15 protein-coding genes are annotated in these 18070 nt (G+C 65.8%); 1 reads left to right on the top strand and 14 read right to left on the bottom strand.

Annotated features, from left to right (window positions below; translation table 11 throughout):
* Positions 1-83: 83 nt before the first annotated feature.
* The 3 genes from CA260_RS02850 to CA260_RS02840 all read right to left on the bottom strand — a co-directional run bounded on the left by CA260_RS02850 (position 84) and on the right by CA260_RS02840 (position 5104).
* Complete coding sequence (locus tag CA260_RS02850) at positions 84-3182, bottom strand: efflux RND transporter permease subunit (RefSeq protein ID WP_111980928.1); 3099 nt, start codon at positions 3180-3182, stop codon at positions 84-86.
* 13 nt (positions 3183-3195) lie between these two features.
* Positions 3196-4326, bottom strand: a complete 1131-nt coding sequence (locus tag CA260_RS02845; RefSeq protein ID WP_338065712.1) for an efflux RND transporter periplasmic adaptor subunit — start codon at positions 4324-4326, stop codon at positions 3196-3198.
* A gap of 313 nt (positions 4327-4639) precedes the next feature.
* Positions 4640-5104 carry a MarR family winged helix-turn-helix transcriptional regulator gene (locus CA260_RS02840; RefSeq protein ID WP_111980927.1) on the bottom strand — a complete coding sequence of 155 codons (465 nt, stop codon included), beginning with the start codon at positions 5102-5104 and terminating at the stop codon, positions 4640-4642.
* A 67-nt stretch (positions 5105-5171) separates the two neighbouring features.
* Between CA260_RS02840 and CA260_RS02835 the strand changes: the two genes are divergently transcribed.
* Complete coding sequence (locus CA260_RS02835; protein ID WP_111980926.1) at positions 5172-5696, top strand: O-acetyl-ADP-ribose deacetylase; 525 nt, start codon at positions 5172-5174, stop codon at positions 5694-5696.
* Here the strand turns inward: CA260_RS02835 and CA260_RS02830 are convergent.
* The 11 genes from CA260_RS02830 to CA260_RS02780 all read right to left on the bottom strand — a co-directional run bounded on the left by CA260_RS02830 (position 5680) and on the right by CA260_RS02780 (position 18050).
* Entirely contained in the window at positions 5680-7374 is a 1695-nt protein-coding gene (locus CA260_RS02830) for a BatD family protein (RefSeq protein WP_338065711.1), read from the bottom strand. The two genes, CA260_RS02835 and CA260_RS02830, sit on opposite strands and share 17 nt — an antisense overlap.
* A complete protein-coding gene (locus CA260_RS02825) occupies positions 7371-9272 on the bottom strand; it encodes a tetratricopeptide repeat protein (protein ID WP_111980925.1) in 1902 nt (633 codons plus the stop codon). The genes CA260_RS02830 and CA260_RS02825 overlap by 4 nt, the downstream gene beginning before the upstream one ends.
* Entirely contained in the window at positions 9269-10249 is a 981-nt protein-coding gene (locus tag CA260_RS02820; RefSeq protein WP_111980924.1) for a VWA domain-containing protein, read from the bottom strand. Before CA260_RS02820 ends, CA260_RS02825 begins: the two co-directional genes overlap by 4 nt.
* Positions 10242-10781: a DUF4381 domain-containing protein gene (locus CA260_RS02815; RefSeq protein WP_111980923.1), complete on the bottom strand. Its 540-nt coding sequence runs from the start codon at positions 10779-10781 to the stop codon at positions 10242-10244. Before CA260_RS02815 ends, CA260_RS02820 begins: the two co-directional genes overlap by 8 nt.
* Positions 10778-11707, bottom strand: coding sequence for a DUF58 domain-containing protein (locus CA260_RS02810; protein WP_111980922.1), 930 nt, complete (start codon positions 11705-11707; stop codon positions 10778-10780). The genes CA260_RS02815 and CA260_RS02810 overlap by 4 nt, the downstream gene beginning before the upstream one ends.
* Complete coding sequence (locus CA260_RS02805; protein ID WP_111980921.1) at positions 11704-12699, bottom strand: AAA family ATPase; 996 nt, start codon at positions 12697-12699, stop codon at positions 11704-11706. Before CA260_RS02805 ends, CA260_RS02810 begins: the two co-directional genes overlap by 4 nt.
* A 164-nt stretch (positions 12700-12863) precedes the next feature.
* The gene (gene pilQ / locus CA260_RS02800) at positions 12864-14990 is read right to left on the bottom strand and encodes a type IV pilus secretin PilQ (RefSeq protein WP_111980920.1); all 2127 of its coding nucleotides are present in this window, start codon (positions 14988-14990) and stop codon (positions 12864-12866) included.
* Between the two features lie 54 nt (positions 14991-15044).
* Entirely contained in the window at positions 15045-15587 is a 543-nt protein-coding gene (locus CA260_RS02795; protein WP_111980919.1) for a pilus assembly protein PilP, read from the bottom strand.
* Positions 15584-16267, bottom strand: a complete 684-nt coding sequence (locus tag CA260_RS02790; protein ID WP_425479678.1) for a type 4a pilus biogenesis protein PilO — start codon at positions 16265-16267, stop codon at positions 15584-15586. The genes CA260_RS02795 and CA260_RS02790 overlap by 4 nt, the downstream gene beginning before the upstream one ends.
* Positions 16264-16992 (bottom strand): PilN domain-containing protein, encoded by a 729-nt coding sequence (locus tag CA260_RS02785; protein ID WP_111980917.1) that lies wholly within the window; start codon positions 16990-16992, stop codon positions 16264-16266. Before CA260_RS02785 ends, CA260_RS02790 begins: the two co-directional genes overlap by 4 nt.
* Positions 16992-18050: a pilus assembly protein PilM gene (locus CA260_RS02780; protein ID WP_038614860.1), complete on the bottom strand. Its 1059-nt coding sequence runs from the start codon at positions 18048-18050 to the stop codon at positions 16992-16994. The genes CA260_RS02785 and CA260_RS02780 overlap by 1 nt, the downstream gene beginning before the upstream one ends.
* Positions 18051-18070: the final 20 nt, after the last annotated feature.

Below are 18070 nucleotides of genomic sequence, written 5' to 3'. Positions count from 1 at the left end.
ATCGCAAAGACCGTTTACCGCGGCGATATCGCGACATTACAGTCGCGCACAGGGTGCGCTCTCACATTCAGTCGGTTGGCGCTTCAGGTCGCCTCGGCAGGCCGCGATTTCCGCTTGCTCGAGAAGCGCTCGTGCAGCCGATCGAGGTACAGATAGATCACCGGCGTGAGGTACAGCGTGAGTACCTGCGACACCAGCAGACCGCCGACCACGGCCAGGCCCAGTGGGCGACGCGTCTCCGCGCCGGCGCCGAGGCCCAAGGCGATCGGCAGGGTGCCGGCGAACGCGGCCATCGTGGTCATCATGATCGGACGGAAACGCACGTGACAGGCTTCGACGATGGCCTTCGCGGGCTCCAGCCCTTCGCTGCGCTGCCGCTCCAGTGCGAAGTCGATCATCATGATCGCGTTCTTCTTCACGATGCCGATCAACATCACGATGCCGACGAAGGAGAACAGGTCCAGCGGCGCACGGAACACCATCAATGTCAGCAGCGCACCCACGCCCGCGGACGGCAGGCCGGAGAGAATGGTGAGCGGGTGGATGAAGCTCTCGTAGAGAATGCCCAGCACGAGGTAGATCACGAATACCGCGAGCACCAGCAGCAGGCCCATGCCCTGCATGGAATCCTGGAACGCCTGCGCCGTGCCCTGCACGCTGCCGGTGATCGACGCCGGCAGGTTCATCTGCTTCATGGCCCGATCGATGCTCGCCACGGCCTCGCTCAGGCTCACGCCGGGCGCGAGGTTGAACGAGACGGTGACCGCGGGAATCTGTCCCTGGTGGTTCACCGTGAGCGCCTGCGGCTTGCGCTCGAAGCTCGCCACGGCATTGAGCGGCACCAGCGTGCCGTTGCTCGACGTGACATAAAGCTGGGAGAGCACGTCGATGTCGTTCTGCAGCGCGTAGTACACCTGCAGGATCACCCAGTACTGCGATGACGAGCCGTAGATGGTGGAGATCTGGTTCGCGCCGAATGCCGAGCCCAGCGCACTCTGCACCTGGTCCATGGTGAGCCCCAGCGTGGCGAGCTTGTCGCGGTCCACGTTGACGCGCACGGAAGGTCCGTTCAGATCGAGATCGCTGGTGACGTCCTGGAAGCCCGGCAACTTGCCGAAGGCCTGGATCACCTTGCCGGACCAGCTGTAGAGCGCTTCCGTGTCGATCGACTGCAGCGTGTACTGATACTGCGCCTTGGATTGGCGACCACCGATCTGGATGGCCGGCGGATTCTGGATATAGGCGCGGATGCCCGGCACCTTCGCGAACTTCTCGCGCAGCTCCTGGATGATGCCGTTGGGGTCCTGCGGACGCTCGCTGGCCGGCTTGAGTCGCAGCAGCAGCGAGCCGTTGTTGGTGGTGGTTCGCGCGCCGCCCGCGCCCACGGAAGACATGTAGGCCTCGATGTTCGGATCGTCCGCAACGATCTTCGCCAACGCCTGCTGGCGTTCGCCCATCGCGCGCACGGAGATGTCGTCGGGCCCCTCGACGTTGACGTTGAGCTGGCCGGAATCGCCCGCCGGAATGAAGTCCTTGTTCACCATCGCGAACAGCAGCCCCGTCAGCAGCAGGCTGCCGAAGAACGCACCGAGGATGATGCGCGGATGGCTCACCGCCCAACCCAGCGTGTTGACGTAGCCGCGGCGCACACGCTCGAAACCGGCATCGAACCACAGCACCACGCGCGCTTTCTTCTCATGCTCGGCATGACGCAGGAAGCGGCTGCACAGCATCGGCGTGAGCGTGATCGAGACAAAGCCCGAGATCAGGATGGCAATGCTCAGCGTCACCGCGAATTCGTGGAACAGTCGCCCGACGATGCCGCCCATGAACATCACCGGCAGGAACACGGCAACGAGCGAGAGCGTCATCGAGAAGATGGTAAAGCCGATTTCGCGGGCGCCCTTGAGCGAGGCCTCGTACGGATCCATGCCGTCCTCGACGTGGCGCACGATGTTTTCGAGCATCACGATCGCGTCGTCGACCACGAAGCCGACCACCAGAGTCAGCGCCAGCAGCGACAGGTTGTCCAGGCTGTAGCCCAGCGCGAACATCGAACCGAAGGTACCGATGATGGATACCGGCAACGCCAGCGCCGGGATCAAGGTGGCCGATGCATTGCCGAGGAACAGGTAGATCACCAGCACGACCAGCACGCCGGCCAGCAGCAGGGTGAACTGCACGTCGTCCACCGACGCGCGGATCGATTCGGAGCGGTCGTACAACACGGCGAGCTTGATCGACGGCGGCAGCGTGGCCTCGAACGTGGGCAACACGGCGCGAATGCGATCGATCGTCGCCACCGTGTTGGAGCCCGGCTGGCGCTGGATCGCCAGCACGATCGCGCGCTCGCCGTTGTACCAGCTCGCGACCTGGTCGTTCTGCACGCTGTCCTCGGCCTTGCCGAGATCGGACAGCCGCACCGGCGCACCGTTGCGGTAGGCCACGATGATGTTGTTGTAGAGGTTCGCGCGCTGCAGCTGGCCGTCCGAACGGATCGACAGCAGTTGCCGGCTGCCATTGAGGGACCCGGTGGCGAGGTTGACGTTGGCGTTGGCGATCGCGGTCTGCACCGTATCGATGCCGATGCCACTGGCGGCCAGCTTCTGCGGATCGACGCTGACGCGCACGGCGTACTTCTGTGAACCGTAGACATTCACCTGCGCCACGCCATCGATGGTCGACAGGCGCTGCGCGAGCTGCGTCTCGGCGTAATCGTCCACCACCGAAAGCGGCTGGGTGCGCGAGCGCAAGGTGAGATAGATGATGGCCGCATCCGCCGGATTCACCTTGCGGAACGTGGGCGGCGTGGGCATGTTCGTCGGCAGCTGGCGCTGCGCCGAGGAAATGGCCGCCTGGACGTCCTGCGCCGCCCCATCGATGTTGCGGTCCAGCTCGAAAGTGATGGTGATCGAGGTGGAGCCCAGCGCACTGGTCGAGGTCATCGACTGGATGCCGGCGATGGTCGAGAGCTGGTTTTCCAGCGGCGTCGCCACCGCCGTCGCCATGGTCTCGGGCGCCGCGCCCGGAAGACTCGCGTTCACCGTGATGGTGGGGAAGTCGACGTTGGGCAGCTCGTTGACGGGCAGCTTCGGATAGGCCGCGATGCCGAACACCAGCAGCGCCACCATCAGCAGCGTGGTCATCACCGGCCGCTGGATGCAAAGTGCAGGCAGGTTCATAAGCGGCGCCTGCTCAAGGGTTGTCGGTCACGATGCGCACGTGCGCACCATCCACCAGCAGCAGCTGGCCATCGACGACCACGCGCTCGCTGCCGGTCAGGCCCTTTTCGATCACGATCTGGTTGCCGCTGCTCGGGCCTGCCGTCACGATGCGTTGCGTGACCGTGCCGTCTTCGTTCAACACGAACACGAAACTGCCCAGCGGCGAGTTCTGCAAGGCCACCACGGGTACCGTCACCACGCTGGTGAGGCGCGTGGTCGGCAACACCACCTCGACGAACTGGCCAGGCGTGAGCTGATCGCTGTCGTTGCCGTAGCGCGCCTTGAGCAGGATCGTGCTGGTGGTCGGATCCACCGCGTTGTTGATGAAATCCAGATCGGCCTGCATCGCCGGCTGCTTCGTGCCCGGAATGCTGATGGTCACCGGTACGGTACCGCGCGCCATCGACTCCTTGATGCCAGCCAGGCCGGTTTCGGGAATCGAGAACGTCACGTGGATCGGACGGATCTGGTTGAGCACCACGATCGACGTGTTGTTCTCCGTGACCTGCGCGCCCGGATAGATCAGCGGCGCGCCCGCAATGCTCTCGAACGGCGCCTTGATCTCGGTATAGCTCAGCTGCGTACGGGCGAGTTCCACCGCGGCCTTGTCCGCTTTCACCGAAGCGGCGTACACGCCTTCGTTCGCCTTGTAGGTGTCGTAGTCCGATTGCGCCACGTAACCCTTGCCGAGCAGCGGCTGGTAGCGCTTGAGCACGGTCTGCGCGTTCTGCAGCTGCGCCTCGTCCTTGGCGAGGTTGCCCAGCGACTGGTCGAGCTGCGCCTGCAGCAAGCTGAGGTCGATGCGGATGATTGTCTGGCCTTCCTTGACGTGCCCGCCCGGCTGGAACATCAGTTGCTGCAGCTGGCCGCTGACGCGCGCCTGCACGGTGACAGTGGAGTAAGCCTCGGCACGACCGATGACCTTCAGCGTGAGGTCGAGGTCGCCGCGATGTGCGTTCGCCACTTTCACCGGCACGGTCGTCGGTTGTGCCGGCGTTTTCGCCGAGGAACGGCCACCACCGCGAAACCACTGCACAGCCACCACGGCCGCCAACAGCACCGCGATCAGCAGTACCAGTTTTTTCGGGGACATACGCTGCATGATTTCTCCGACCATCGACCGCTGCGTGACGCCGGCCTGCACCGGAACGTCACGCTATCGGCTGCGATATGCGTCACAGGGAGTTGCCGGCACCTGCTCCACCCCGGTGCACCGCACCGGTCATTGTGATGCACATGACGCCGATGACCCGCACGACCGACAGCACTTGGCAAATGGCTCGTCATGCGGCAGGCATCGCAAGCTTCGCGACAACCATGCCCCTGGTAACGCACCAACCCGCCGGAAGTCACCGCACGGTCACATGTCCGCCACCGAAGACGTGCCGCGTGCGGCGGCGCGGCCGTATAGGCGGCTAGGCTTCGCCATCCTCGGGGGATACACCGCCGTCGAGCGCCTGCAGGTTGTCCTTCATGCGGTTGAGTACACCCAGGGCCTGCTGCAGCTCGGGCACCGTGATGCCGCGCGTGGCGTCCTTGCGCAGGCCGACCGCGATCTCTTCCATGTCTGCGATCACGTCGCGCGCCTGATCGGTGACGTAGAGGCGCCAGGCGCGGCGATCCTTGGGATCGGGGCGGCGCTCTACGAAGCCCGCCGCCTGCAGGCGATCGATGACGCGCCCGACGGCGATCGGCTCCATTTCCAGCTGCTCGGCCAGCTCGGTCTGGCGCAGCCCTTCGCGGTAATAGAGCATCTTGGTGGCCCGCCACTGCGCGCGGGTCAACCCGAATTTCACGGCGCGTCTGTCGAAGTGCTTGCGGAACAGCAAAGTCACATCGCCCAGCAGGTAGCCGAAGGAAATGTCTTCCGCGTTAGTCATAGAGATGATGCCGGTGCGCGTCAGTCCAGTGTAACGTCAAGCATACGTCGCAAGTTCTCACGAATCCATGTCCATTCAGATCATCACCGCCGACATTACCGAACTGAACGTGGACGCCGTCGTCAATGCCGCGAACACGACCCTGCTCGGCGGCGGCGGCGTGGATGGCGCCATCCACCGCGCCGCGGGCCCGGAGCTGCTGCAAGCGTGCCGCGCGCTGCCCCAGGTAAAGCCGGGCGTGCGCTGCCCCACGGGCGAAGCGCGCATCACGCCGGGCTTCCGGCTTCCCGCACGCTACGTGATCCATACCGTGGGGCCAGTGTGGCATGGCGGCGCGCACGACGAGCCGTCGCTGCTGGCGAGCTGTTACGAGCAAAGCATGGCACTGGCGTTGGACCACGACGTTGACTCCATTGCCTTTCCGGCGATCAGTTGCGGCATATACGGCTATCCGCCCGAACGGGCGGCTCCCGTCGCGCTGCGCAGCCTCCGCGCGTCGATACCGGCCGACACATCGATACAGGTGCTCATCTGCTGCTTTGGCGACACGATGGCCTCGATCTGGCGCGCCGCGCTCAACGACGCAGGTTGAAGGGATAGAGCGGCGGCAGCGGCGAACCGTCCGAAGCCGCATCGCCGTGCTGCCGCCACTGGAAACCGTCGCGGAATGCGCTGGCCAGACGATCACCGAGTCCGCTTTCCTCCATGCCCGCATAACGCTTGCGCTGCAGCGCGGCAATCGCGTCGCGTTGATGCTCCGACGCGAGCGCCTGCGACAGTTCTCCCAGGTTCTGGATGGTGGATCGCTCCGCACGCGCCCAGTTCAGCAACGTACTCACCTGCGCCGCCACGTCACCGCCTCGCGCAGCGGCGAGGAACGCCGCCCGCAGCTTCGACGACGACGGCGGCGCAGACGGGGATGGCCGGGACGCAGCCACGCCGCGCCAACGTCGTTGCCACCACCACGCCGCCATGCTTGCCAACCACAAGCCCACGCTCGCCAGTGCGATCAACCGCCACGGCGTGGGGCTCGCTGCTGTCTGTGCCGCAGCGGGTGCTGCTTCCGGAACAGACGAAGGTTGGGTAGCAGCCGGCGCCTGATGGGGTGCCGTGCCGACAGCGGGCAGCACCGTGAACGTCTGCGCGGGGATGCGCGCCACCTCGGGCTGGTCGGTCACCACGTTCCACCACGTCAGCGTGGTCTCGGGAATGGTGAGCGTGCCTGGACGATTGGGCACAATCGCGAAGCCTTGCTGGCGACGGCCGACCAGCCATTGGCCATCCACATGCGTGGCGTTGACCGGCTTGTCCGGATATACCGTGGCGCCATCCAATGTCGGCAGGCTCAGCGCCGGCAATGCCTCATACGGCAACCCGGTGGCCTGCACGCTCATCACCAGGTTCAGCGGTTGTCCCACACGCAGGTCGCCGTGCGATGGTCCACCATCGAGGGCGAGGCTCAGATCGTGCGCCGGCAGCCACGTGGTGTGCGACGCCTGGGCAGGAACCGCCTTGGCGTCGATGACCACGCGAGGCGAAGAGGCCGAGACCGGCGTGCCGCTGCCGAAGAAGGCATTCGGGTCCGCCATGCTGACCATGTCGCCCTGGAATGCCACCGGCGGAACCTCCAGGCGTCCTTCGCGCTGCGGCGTCAATGCATAGCGGCGCTCGATGACGTTGTAACGCCGCCCGCCACGCTCCGCCTGGTAGTTGATCTCGTTGCCGAGCCGACGCACGTCGACCCCGGCGAGCTGGGGGTCTTCCAGCGCGCCGTTGGTGAGGTCGGCGGCGAAGAACAGGCGCAGGGTGTAGACCCTCTGCTGGCCCACATAGCCCTCGGCGGGATCGACCACCGCCTCCAGAAAGACGTCTTTACGCCCAGACGCCGCAGCATTGGGATCGGGCTCATCCACCTGCAACTGCAGGGGCGTCGTGGTACCGCCCGCAAACGACAGCGGGGGAACACGCAGCACGCCCGTGTGCAGCGGGCGCAGCGCCACGCCCACGGTGACCTGCGCCGAACGCTGGCCATTGATGATGCTGATGCTGGTGTTGCTGGAGGACCCCAGCACCGCGAAATCGCGCGACAGCGCGCTCAGGTCAGGCGTCTGCACCATGCCGCCGCCCTGCGACCGCAGGTTCAGCGTCACGGTTTCGCCAAGCTCAACGCGCGTCCGGTCGAGCGTGGCCTGCACCTCGGCGGCGGCGGCCGCGAGCGGCCACAACATCGCAAACAGGCACCAAAGGATGGCCAGGTGGCGCAGCTTCACGGGTTATCGTCCTCCGGTGGCGCGGCGTCATGTCGCTGCCGATACTCGAGATCGAACTTGCGGCGCAGCAGCGCCCCCGGATCGTCGGGCACGCGCTGCAAGGCCTGCCGCACGTCGGCCGGCAATTTCGATTGGGCGTCATCCGTCGCCACTTCGCCCAATTCATGGCTGGCGGACTGCGGCGAGCGCTGCGCTTTACCCAATGCCTGATCCATCTGTTTTTGCAGGGCCTGCTGCGCCTGCTGCTGGCGGGCGCGCTGTTTTGCCTGCTCCTCGGCGCTCTGTGGCGGACCGGATGCATCGTCCGGCTGCTGGCCGGGCTGCGTGCGGCGGTTGGCATCCTTGTCGTTGCCGCTGCCTTGCGCGTTACCCTGGGCCTGCTGCGAACGCTTGCCCTCGTCGCCATTCTGTTGCGCCTGGTTTTCGCGCTGGCCCGACTGCCCTTTCGCATCATCGGGAGGCGTGGTCGAGGGTCCCTTGCCGGCTTTGCCCTTGTCGTCCTGCGCGCCCTTCTGCGGCGGCGGTGTCGAGGGCTGCTTGCGCATCCAGTCCTCCACGGCCTTGCGATTGGCCACGGCATCCGCATTCGCGGGATTGGCCTTGAGCGCGCGGTCGTAGGCGTCGAGCGCGGCCTGATAGTCACCCTGTTTGGCGAGCGCATTGCCGAGGTTGTACTGCGCGTCGCTGCCGGGCACATCGTGCAGGGATTTGGCCGCCGCCGCGTAGTCGCCGGCGCGGTAAGCCGCCGCGCCTCGCAGCGCGGGATCGCGCGCCAGTTGCTGCGCTTCCTTCGCCTGCCCGCGATTCAACGCGGCGGACGCCTGCTGGTCGGGCCGCTGCCAAAGATCGGACCAGCGGCTCGCATGCGCCGTGTCGGGTACGCCCGGCAGCAACAGCAGGGCGAAGACGACCAGCCAACCGCGCCGGAACGCCATGGCCGCGAGCGGCAGCAGAGGCAACAGCAGCCACGGGCCGCGGTCCTGCCATTCGTCGCCGCGCTGGTCAGTGGCCAAGGTGACGGCGCCGTCCGACTTCAGTTCGCCGCGCAAGGTGTCGATGTCGGCGTGATCGTCCGTCATCGGCGCATAGAGGCCACCGCCGGCAGTCGCCAACGCGCGCAGCGCCGCATCGTCCCTGCGCGCCATCGACAGGCCGCCTTGCGAGTCGCGCTGGAAGCTCTGGTCGGAAAGCGGCACCGGGCCGCCCTGCAACGTACCCACCCCGAGCACCGACACCCGCACACCCGCTTCGCGCGCCTTCCTGGCAGCGGATTGCGCCGCCGCATCCACGGTATCGGTCACCAGCACCAGCGATCCACCGCCGACCTTGGCATCGCGAATCAGGGCCACGCCACGCTCGATGGCCTGGGCGGCATTGTCGCCATCGACCGGCATGGTGTCGGGTGCCAGCGCATCGAGCAATTCGTTGAGACTGGATGCATCCGTGGTGAGCGGCGCCACCACGAAGGCTTCACCGGCGTAGGCGATGAGGGCATTCAGCCCGTCATGGTTGGCGGACAACAGGTCGCGCACCTTGTAACGCGCTCGATCGAGCCGGCTGGGCGCCACGTCGCGGGCCAGCATGCGTTGCGACAGCGACACCGCGACCACCTGCGCCGCGCGTTGCGCGTAGAGCGGCTGGGCGACGCGGCTCCAGGTGGGGCCCGCCATGGCCAGCGCGGCGAGCGACCATCCCACGGCAAGCAATACCGCAGGCATGCGTCGCCGCTGCTCACGGCCTTGCAGCAGATACGGCAGCAGTTCGGCGTCGACCAGGCGCTCCAGCGCTTCACGCGCCGTGCCCCGCCGTGCCACCCACACCAGCAACAACGGCAAGGCCAGCAGCGCGAGCAACCATGCAGGGCGCAGGAAATGGAACTGTTGCCACGCTTCGCTCATGCGGCGACCTCCAGCCGGCGCGTGCGCGGCAGGATCGTCGCCAGCCATGCCAGGACGGCAAGCGCGAGCGGCCAGCGGAACAGCTCGTGCCGCGGACGCAGCGATGGGCCCTGCTGCCGCATGGGTTCGAGTGCATCGATGGCGCGATACGCGTCCGTCAGCTGGGCGGCATCGGTAGCCCGGAAATAACGGCCGCCGGTCTGGTCGGCGATCGTGCGCAGCATGCCCTCATCCAGATCGGCCGACGGATTGACGGTGTGCGTGCCGAACAGATCGGGAATGCTCATCTCGGTGGCGCCGATGCCGATCGTGTAGACGCGTACGCCTGCCGCTTTCGCCGCGTTCGCGGCATCGAGGGGCGCGATGTTGCCTGCGTTGTTCACGCCGTCGGTAAGCAGTACCACGACGCGCGCCTGAGCCGGCAGGTTGGCCAGTCGCTTCACCGCGACCGCAATGGCATCGCCGATGGCCGTCTCGGTGCCCGCCAGGCCCACGGCGGCGCCCTGCAGCTGCGCGCGCACCGCATCGAGATCGTAGGTCAACGGAGTAACGAGATAGGCGCGGCTTCCGAACAGGATCAGCCCCAGCTCGTCACCGCCGCGGCGGGAAATGAAATCGCCCGCAATCGCCTCCACGGCGCCGAAGCGACTGACGGAGCGACCACCCAGCTGCATGTCATCGGTACGCATGCTGCCCGACAGATCGACGGCGAGCATCAGTGCGCGACCGCTTCGCTGTTGCGCCTGCGGCGGCCCCACCCATTGCGGCCGCGCGGCGGCAACCAACAGGCATAGCCAGGCCAGGACCAGCAGCCACAGGCGCCAGCCGCCGTTGCCTTCCCGCTCGGCCGAGGCGAGATGAAGACCCGGGTGAGGCAAGTGCAAGGCCTGGCCGGGTTCCGCGGCGCGCAGGGCGCGACGCAGCACCCACGGCAAGGGCAGCAGCAAGAACATCCACGTCCATGCGAACTCAGGCACGTCCGCTCTCCAGGAGTTGCGCTGCCGGGCGCGTGACCGGCTTCTTCTGGTGCTGATGGCGCCACGCCACCGAAAGCCAGCGGCGAACCGCGGATGCCGCGGCTTCGACGTCGAAGCTGGCCGTGGGCCGGTACATGGCGGTCTCCAGCGACATCAGCGCATCGAGCGTCGGGGCATCCTGCGTCACCTGCCCCAGCGTCTTTCTCCATGCGTCTCCAGCGTGCCGGGCACTCGCGTCATCGAGACGCAACGCTGCGCGCCTCAGCAGCGCGTGCAGTTCGGCAGCCAATTGCTGCGGCTGCTGTCGATGCCGCGCGAGCAAATCGTCCACGGCGGCAAGCAAGGCATGCTCCGACGCGCGTCGATTGCGCTGCCGCCGCCAGAACCATAGCGCCACGCCGATGCATGACAGCACCAGCACCAGCACGATCCACCAACCCGGTGCCGGTGGCCACCAGGACGGCGAAGGAGGCAGATGGATGTCGCGCAATGCAGGCCCGTTGGCAGGCGACGCGGCGGGAACGACCCTCATCGGCGCACTCCCGGTGACAGGAGCGCCATCACCGCATCGAGCGGGTCGCTGGCCGTGTCGATGGTGCGATGAGGGATGCCGAGCGACTGGGCCAACGCGTTCAGGCGCGTTTGCCCGGCGCCAAGGACCTGCTGGAACTCGCGGCGTTGCCGTTCACCGAACAGCACGACATCGCGCCGCTCGCCCTCGTGTTCGAGCGGATACCGCCCTGCGGGAGGCAGCGCGAGCTCCAAGGCATCCGCGACCACCAGCACGCGCACGCCGGCCTTGCTGCCCAGGTCGAGCAGGCGCCCCCGCGCGGCTTCATCGCAGCTGAGCCCGTCGCTGATGATGAGGATGCGATTGGCACCTCGTGCGAGACGCTGCGCGCGGAGCACCGCGTCCGACAATGATTCCGGCATCGGTTCGGTGGTCGCGCTGTCCAAGTCGGCCAGCGCTCCGCAGACAGCGAGCGCACCGCGCGTACCTGCCAAGGGCCGCAACAGCCGCTGTCCACCACCCAATTCCATGACGCCGACGCGCTCACCGGCGCGCACCACATACCACGCGGCGAGCGCGGCTGCCCGCGCCGCCTGCACCGACTTGAAACGCGCCCGCGTGCCGAAGCGCATGCTCGCGTGCGTGTCCAGCAGGATCAGCAGGCGGCCCTCGCGTTCCTCCTGGAACAACTTGGTGTGCAGACGCCCGCTGCGCGCGGTCAGGCGCCAATCCATGCGCCGCACATCATCGCCGGGTTGGTAGACGCGCGATTCGGCGTAGTCCATGCCACGGCCGTAAAGACGGCTATGTTGCTGGCCCGCCCGCATGGCGTGGCTTTCAAGCCGCGGCAGGGCAGCCTTCGCGACACGACCACGCAACGCCACCAACTCGGCGAGCCGGACCCGCGTGCGACCATCGCCGTCGGATGTATCCAGTAGAGCGCTCACGGCAGCGGCACGAGATCCAGCACGCGCTTGATCACCTGGTCGGGACGCACGCCCTCGGCCTCCGCCTCGTAGCTGAGCAACACGCGGTGACGAAGTACTTCGTGGGCGATCGCGTGCACGTCTTCGGGCAGCGTGTACTCACGCCCGGCAAGCCACGCATGCGCGCGCGCGCACCGATCCAACGCGATCGTGCCACGCGGGCTCGCACCCCACGCGATCCATCGCTTGAGCTCGGGCCCGTAGGTTCCTGCATGACGCGTGGCAAGGACGATCTGGGTGAGGTATTCCTCCAGCGCCGGCGCCATGTGCACCGCGAGTACCGCATCGCGTGCGCTGAACACGTCCGCCTGACTGAGGCTGGGGCGCTGCGAGGGCACCGGATGCAGGCTGCGCCGCGCCTGCTCACGCGCAAGCTGGAGAATCGCCAGTTCCGAGGCGGGATCGGGGTAATCGATCGTCACATGCATGACGAAACGGTCGAGCTGGGCTTCGGGCAGGGCGAACGTACCTTCCTGCTCGATCGGGTTCTGCGTCGCCATCACCATGAAGAGCTCGGGCAACGCCCAGGTGCTGCGACCGACCGTGATCTGCCGCTCCGCCATCGCTTCGAGAAGGGCCGACTGCACTTTGGCGGGCGCGCGGTTGATCTCGTCCGCGAGCACGATGTTGTGGAACAACGGGCCGCGCTCGAACTCGAAATTGCCCGACTGCGGCCTGAACACGTCCGTGCCCGTCAGATCAGCAGGCAACAAGTCAGGGGTGAACTGAACGCGGTGGAAGTCGGCCTCGATGCAGCCGGCCAGTGCTTTCACCACGGTGGTCTTGGCCAACCCCGGCGCGCCTTCGACCAGCAGATGGCCGTCCGCCAGCAACGCAATCAGCAGGCAATCGATCAGGTGCGGCTGGCCGATCACGCTGCGCTGCAGGTCGTCACGCACGCGCAGGAACGCCTGTTGCAGGCTGGAAGAAGGCGTGGCCTCGGGCATATCCATCGATGTTTCCGTCATGGGGAGCGCTATGACAGACCTTAACGCGCCCAGGAAGTTTAATGCCCATGACTTTTGGCGGCGCGAGAGCCGCTTCCGGCGAAGGAGACACCCCTGACAAAGAAAAAGGGCGGCACGAGGCCGCCCTTTCCATCGCTTAGCGGGTCGCCTTATTGCAGGCTTTCGCTGAGGATCCGCGGCGTCACGAAGATCAGCAGCTCAGCCTTGTCGCTTTGGCGCTTCGTGGTGCGGAACAGGATGCCGACCCCCGGAATATCACCCAAGCCCGGCACCTTGGTGGCGCTGTTCTGCTTGGTGATCTCGTAGATGCCGCCCAGCACCACGGTCTGACCGTTGTCGACCAGCACCGAGGTGTTGATCTCACGCGTGTCGATCTGCGGCACCTGGCCGCTGCCCGGCACGGTGATGAACTGGGCCAGCGCGTCCTTCTTCACGTTGATCATCAGGTAGACGCGGTTGTCGGCCGTGATGGTCGGCGTCACCTTGAGCTCCAGCACGGCGTCCTTGAACTGCACCGTGGCGGTACCGCTGCCAGCCGCACCCGTCGAACTGTTCTGGTAGGTCACGTAGCCGATTTCCTGACCCTGGCGGATCACCGCTTCCTGCTGGTTGGCGGTGATCACACGCGGGCTGGAGATCACTTCGCCGCGGCCTTCGGTCTGCGCAGCGGACAATTCGAGGTCCAGTGCGTAGTTCTTGCCGAGGATGCCGAGGGCGAAGCTGCCACCATTGGTGGTGGAAGGCAGGTTGACGTTGATGCCGCCAGCCGTGCCATCGCCATTGCTCTTGCCACCTGTCGAAAGCACCTGGCCGCTGGGATTGGTACGGCTTCCCTGCACGCCAAACTTGGCACCCAGCTCGCGGGTGAAGTTATCCGTGGCGATCACGATGCGCGACTCGATCAGCACCTGCTGCACCGGCTTGTCGAGCACGGCGATCAGCTCTCGCAATTCGCGGATCTTCTGCGGGTTGTCGTTGATCAGCAGCGTATTGGTGCGGTCGTCGAACGACACGCTGCCACGCGACGACAGGAAACCGCGCTGCGTGTTTCCGCTGCCACCGCCACCGCCCGTGCTCGCCATGCTGCCCTGGGTCAGCAGCTTGGCGATGTCCTTCGCCTTGCCATAGCTGATCGGCACGTAGTCGGTCACCAGCTCCGCGTTGTCCTCGGCCTTCATACGGGCATCGGCGATGCTCTGCTCGTACTTGGCCAGCTCTTCCTGCGGGGCAATCCAGATCACGTTGCCGTTGCGGCGCTTGTCCAGGCTCTTGGCGCGCAGTACCACGTCCAGCGCCTGATCCCACGGAACGTTCACGAGACGCAAGGTGACACTGCCACCCACCGTGTCGGAAGCCACCAGGTTCAGTCCCGAGATGTCAGCCAGCAGCTGCAGCGCCGAGCGCACCGGGATGTCCTGGAAATTGAAGGTCACGCGGTTGCCCGAGTAGACCGGCTCCTGGCCCTTGGCGGCCTTGGCATCCGCCTTGGCGTCCTTCTTCTTGGGCGCTACCTCGACCACGTACTGGTTGCCGCTCTGGTACGCCGAGGTCTCGACGCTGCCCTTGGTGGCGATTTCCATGTGGGCACCGCCTCGCACGCCGGCCTTGGTCACGATGGACTGCACCGGCGTGGCGAAATCGAGCACATCCAGGCGCTGAGCGAGGTTGGAAGGCAGGTTGGCATGGTCGATATCGACCACGACCTTGTCGCCCTGGTGCTTCATGTCGGCATTGGCGCCGGCACCGCTGAAATCGATCAGGATGCGGCCCTCGCCATTCGGGCCACGGCGGAAGTCGATATTGGACACCGATGGGCCGTTCGCCATCGAAGGCAGCGCCTTGGACGGATCGATCGTGGCCGCCGTGGTCGTGGTCGCCGCCTCGGTGCCGTTGTTCACGGTCAGCACCAGGCTGTTGCCCTCCACGCGGGAGCGGTAGGTGGAATCGCGCACCAGCTCGACGACCACGCGCGTACGTCCACCCGCCGAAACGGCGGAGACACCGGTGGCGGCGCCCTTGCCGATATCGAGATGGCGCGGTGCGGCGTTGTCGGTATCGGCGAAATCGACCGCGATGCGCGGCGGATTGCCGGTGGTGAAGATCTTCGGTTCCGGCACCGGGCCCTGCGCGAAGTTCAGATGCAGCTCGATGCGGCCCCCCGGCAGCGCGTCGTAGCTGATGTCCTTCAGGGTGCTGGTGGCAGCGGCGGCTGCACTCGACCAGGCGGCGCCGAGTACCAGCAGACCTGCGATCACGGTACTGCGAGTCTGGCGCATGACACGGCCTCGAACAGTGTTGGTTTGGTTGGTCATTGCATCAGCCCCTGTTTCTTATTTCTCGCCAAGCGCGATGCTGGCGGGACGTTCCATCCAGCCACCATTTCCGTTGGATACCAGTTCCACCAGGTCGATATGGTCCTCGCCGATCGCGGTGACCCGACCATAGTTCTGGCCCATGTATTCATTGCGATGGACCCGATGGATCACTCCCCCCGGATCCTTCACCAGGACTTCCATGCCGGCGCCCGTCCCCACGGTGCCGACCATCTTCAGGCTGTCCAGCGCGAACATCTCCAGCGGCTCCTTGGCGCGGTTTTCGTCCGGGCGCGGGCCTGCATTGCCGTTGTCCTGCTGAAGCTCCGCCGTGCTCGGACTGAACGGATCACGCTTGTCCTGATCGGCGTACTGGAAGGTCTCGAACGTCTTGATGACGGGCAGCGCGGGAATCGGCGCGCCCTTCTTGTGCTTTTCCTGATCGACCCAGTCGCGCAGGTCGGACATGCCGCGGGTGCAACCGCTGAGCACCAGCGCGACACCGAGCATCAACGCGATGCGAGTCACCTGGGCAGGCCTGATGGCAGCCAACTTGCTCATTTCTGGCCCCCTTTCTTCGCTGGCGCCTTGCTCGTGGCCGACTTGGCATTGGCTGCCTTGGCCTCGGCGCTCTCGTCGTCTTCCAGATAGCGGTAGGTCTTGACCGTGCCCTGAAGCACCAGCACGCCGCCACCGCCCTTGGCATCCTGGTTCTTCGGCGTCAGCGAGACGTCGTGCAAGGTCAGGATCACCACGCGCGGCAACGAGGCCACACCGCTGATGAAGGTACCGAACTGATGGTAGGTACCCACCATGCGAAGCTGGATCGGCTTCTCGGCGTAGAAGTCCTTCGGTGCCTCCGGACCCGGCTGGAACAGCTCGGTCTCCAGGCCCGCCGACAAGGCGGTCTGGGAAATGTCCACCAGCAGCTCGGGCATTTCGGTCTTGCTGGGCAACTGGCGCAGCAGCTGGCGCAGCATGTCCTGCATCTCGTCGAGCTGCTGCTGCAGCGCTTCGAGATTCACCGACTTGGCCTGCTTCTGCGAGAACTCCTGCTTGAGCTGTTCTTCCTTGCTGGCCGCCTGCTCCAGCGTGCTCTGCTGATCGCTGACGTAGAGGTACCAGCCGAGGAACATCACGATGGCGAACAGCAACACCGTGAAGAAGATCTTGACCGACTTCGGCCAGCCGCCGATGTTGTTGCGATCGAGGTTTTGCAGGTCGTTGAGGAACTTCATCACTTGGCTCCTCCGTTAGTGCCTGCAGGAGCCTCCGGCTTCGGTGCGGCCGGGGCCGTACCTGCCGACGCCGGCTTGGGCGCCGCGCCGGTCGTCGGAGTGGTCGCGCTGGCGGGCGCCTGCGACGCGGCCGGCAGCAATGGGGTGTGCGCCTCGTCCGATCCTTCGCCGTTTTCTTCCTGCTTGGGCCGGCTCAACGCCACATCCAGACCGAACGCATAAGGCATGCGGGAGTCGCCCTTGTGCGTATTCTCGGTCTTGCGCAGGTCGGCATGCCCCATCCACGGCGAGGCCTCGATATTGCGCATGTATTCGGCGACGCTGGCGTTGGACTGCGCGACGCCTTCCAGCGTCATGGATTCACCGACCTGCTTGAGGCCGCCCAGGCGCGCACTGGCGGGAATGGTCTTCACCAGCTCGTCGAACAGATGGACCATCTGCGAACGGTTGGCCTGCAGCTGCTCGATGATCTGCTTGCGCGCCAACAGGCGCTCGCGGACCTTTTCCAGATCCTTGATCTTGGCGATGCGTTCGTCGAGCTGCTTGATCTCGCCCTGCAGGTAGCTGTTGCGCTCGTTCTGGTTGTTGATGCGCATGTCCATCCAGGACACCCACAAGAGCAAGGCCAGCACCGCCGCCACGAAGGCCGCGGCCAACTGCATGAAGAACTCGCGCTCGCGCTGCTTGCGGCGTTCGGTACGCCACGGAAGTAGGTTGATGTGTGCCATCAGTCGAAGCTCCTGAGCGCGAGGCCGACCGCGATCATCAGCGCCGGCGCGTCCTGTGCCAGCGACTGCGCCTGCACGCGCGGCGACAGCGACATGCGCGCGAGCGGATTGGCCACCACGCACGGCACGCCCAGCTGATCCTCGAGCATCGGACCGATGCCTTCGATGGATGCGCAACCGCCGGCCAGCACGACCTGGTCCACCTTGCTGTATTCGCTGCCCGCGAAGAAGAACTGCAGCAGGCGGCTGATCTGCTGGATCAGCGATTCCTTGAACGGCTCCAGCGCCTCGCTCTCATACGACTCGGGCAGACCACCCTTGCGCTTGGCACGGCCGGCTTCCTCGTAGGAAAGACCGTAGCGGCGCATGATTTCGTCGGTGAGCTGCTTGCCACCGAACACCTGCTCGCGCGAGTAGATGGTGCGCTGGTTGCGCAGCACCGACAGCGTGGTCATGGTGGCGCCGATGTCGACGACCGCGACCAGGGCGTCACGGCCCACGTTCAACTGGTCGGCCACCATCGCGAAGGCGTTTTCCATCGCGAAGGCTTCGACATCGATCACCTTGGCGGAGAGACCACCGAGGTCCAGCGCGGCGACGCGCATGTCCACGTTCTCGGTGCGCGAGGCAGCGAGCAGGATGTTGTTCATTTCCGGGTTGTCGCGCACCGGTCCCAGCACCTCGAAATCGAGACTCACTTCCTCGATCGGATACGGGATGTACTGGTTCGCCTCGACCTGGATCTGCCCTTCGAGATCGTCGTCGGAGAGTTCACTCGGCATCGGGATGATGCGGGTGATTACGGCCGAGCCGGCCACTGCGGCTGCCGCGTGCTTGAGCTTGGAGCCCGAGCGCGCCAGCGCACGACGAATGGCCTCGCCCACCGCCTCGACCTCGACGATGTTCTTTTCGACCACTGCATTAGGGGGCAGTGGCTCGACCGCGTAGTGCTCTACGCGATAGCGACCGCCGGCTTGGCTGAGCTGCAGCAACTTGACGGCGGTCGAACTGATGTCGACACCAACAAGCGGCGGCTTCTTGGGTGTAAAGAGCCCCACGATTTTCCCCCTTGCCCCTG

This window comes from Dyella jiangningensis (assembly GCF_003264855.1).
Lineage (GTDB): Bacteria > Pseudomonadota > Gammaproteobacteria > Xanthomonadales > Rhodanobacteraceae > Dyella > Dyella jiangningensis_C.
This window is presented reverse-complemented; position numbering and strand designations above follow the sequence as displayed.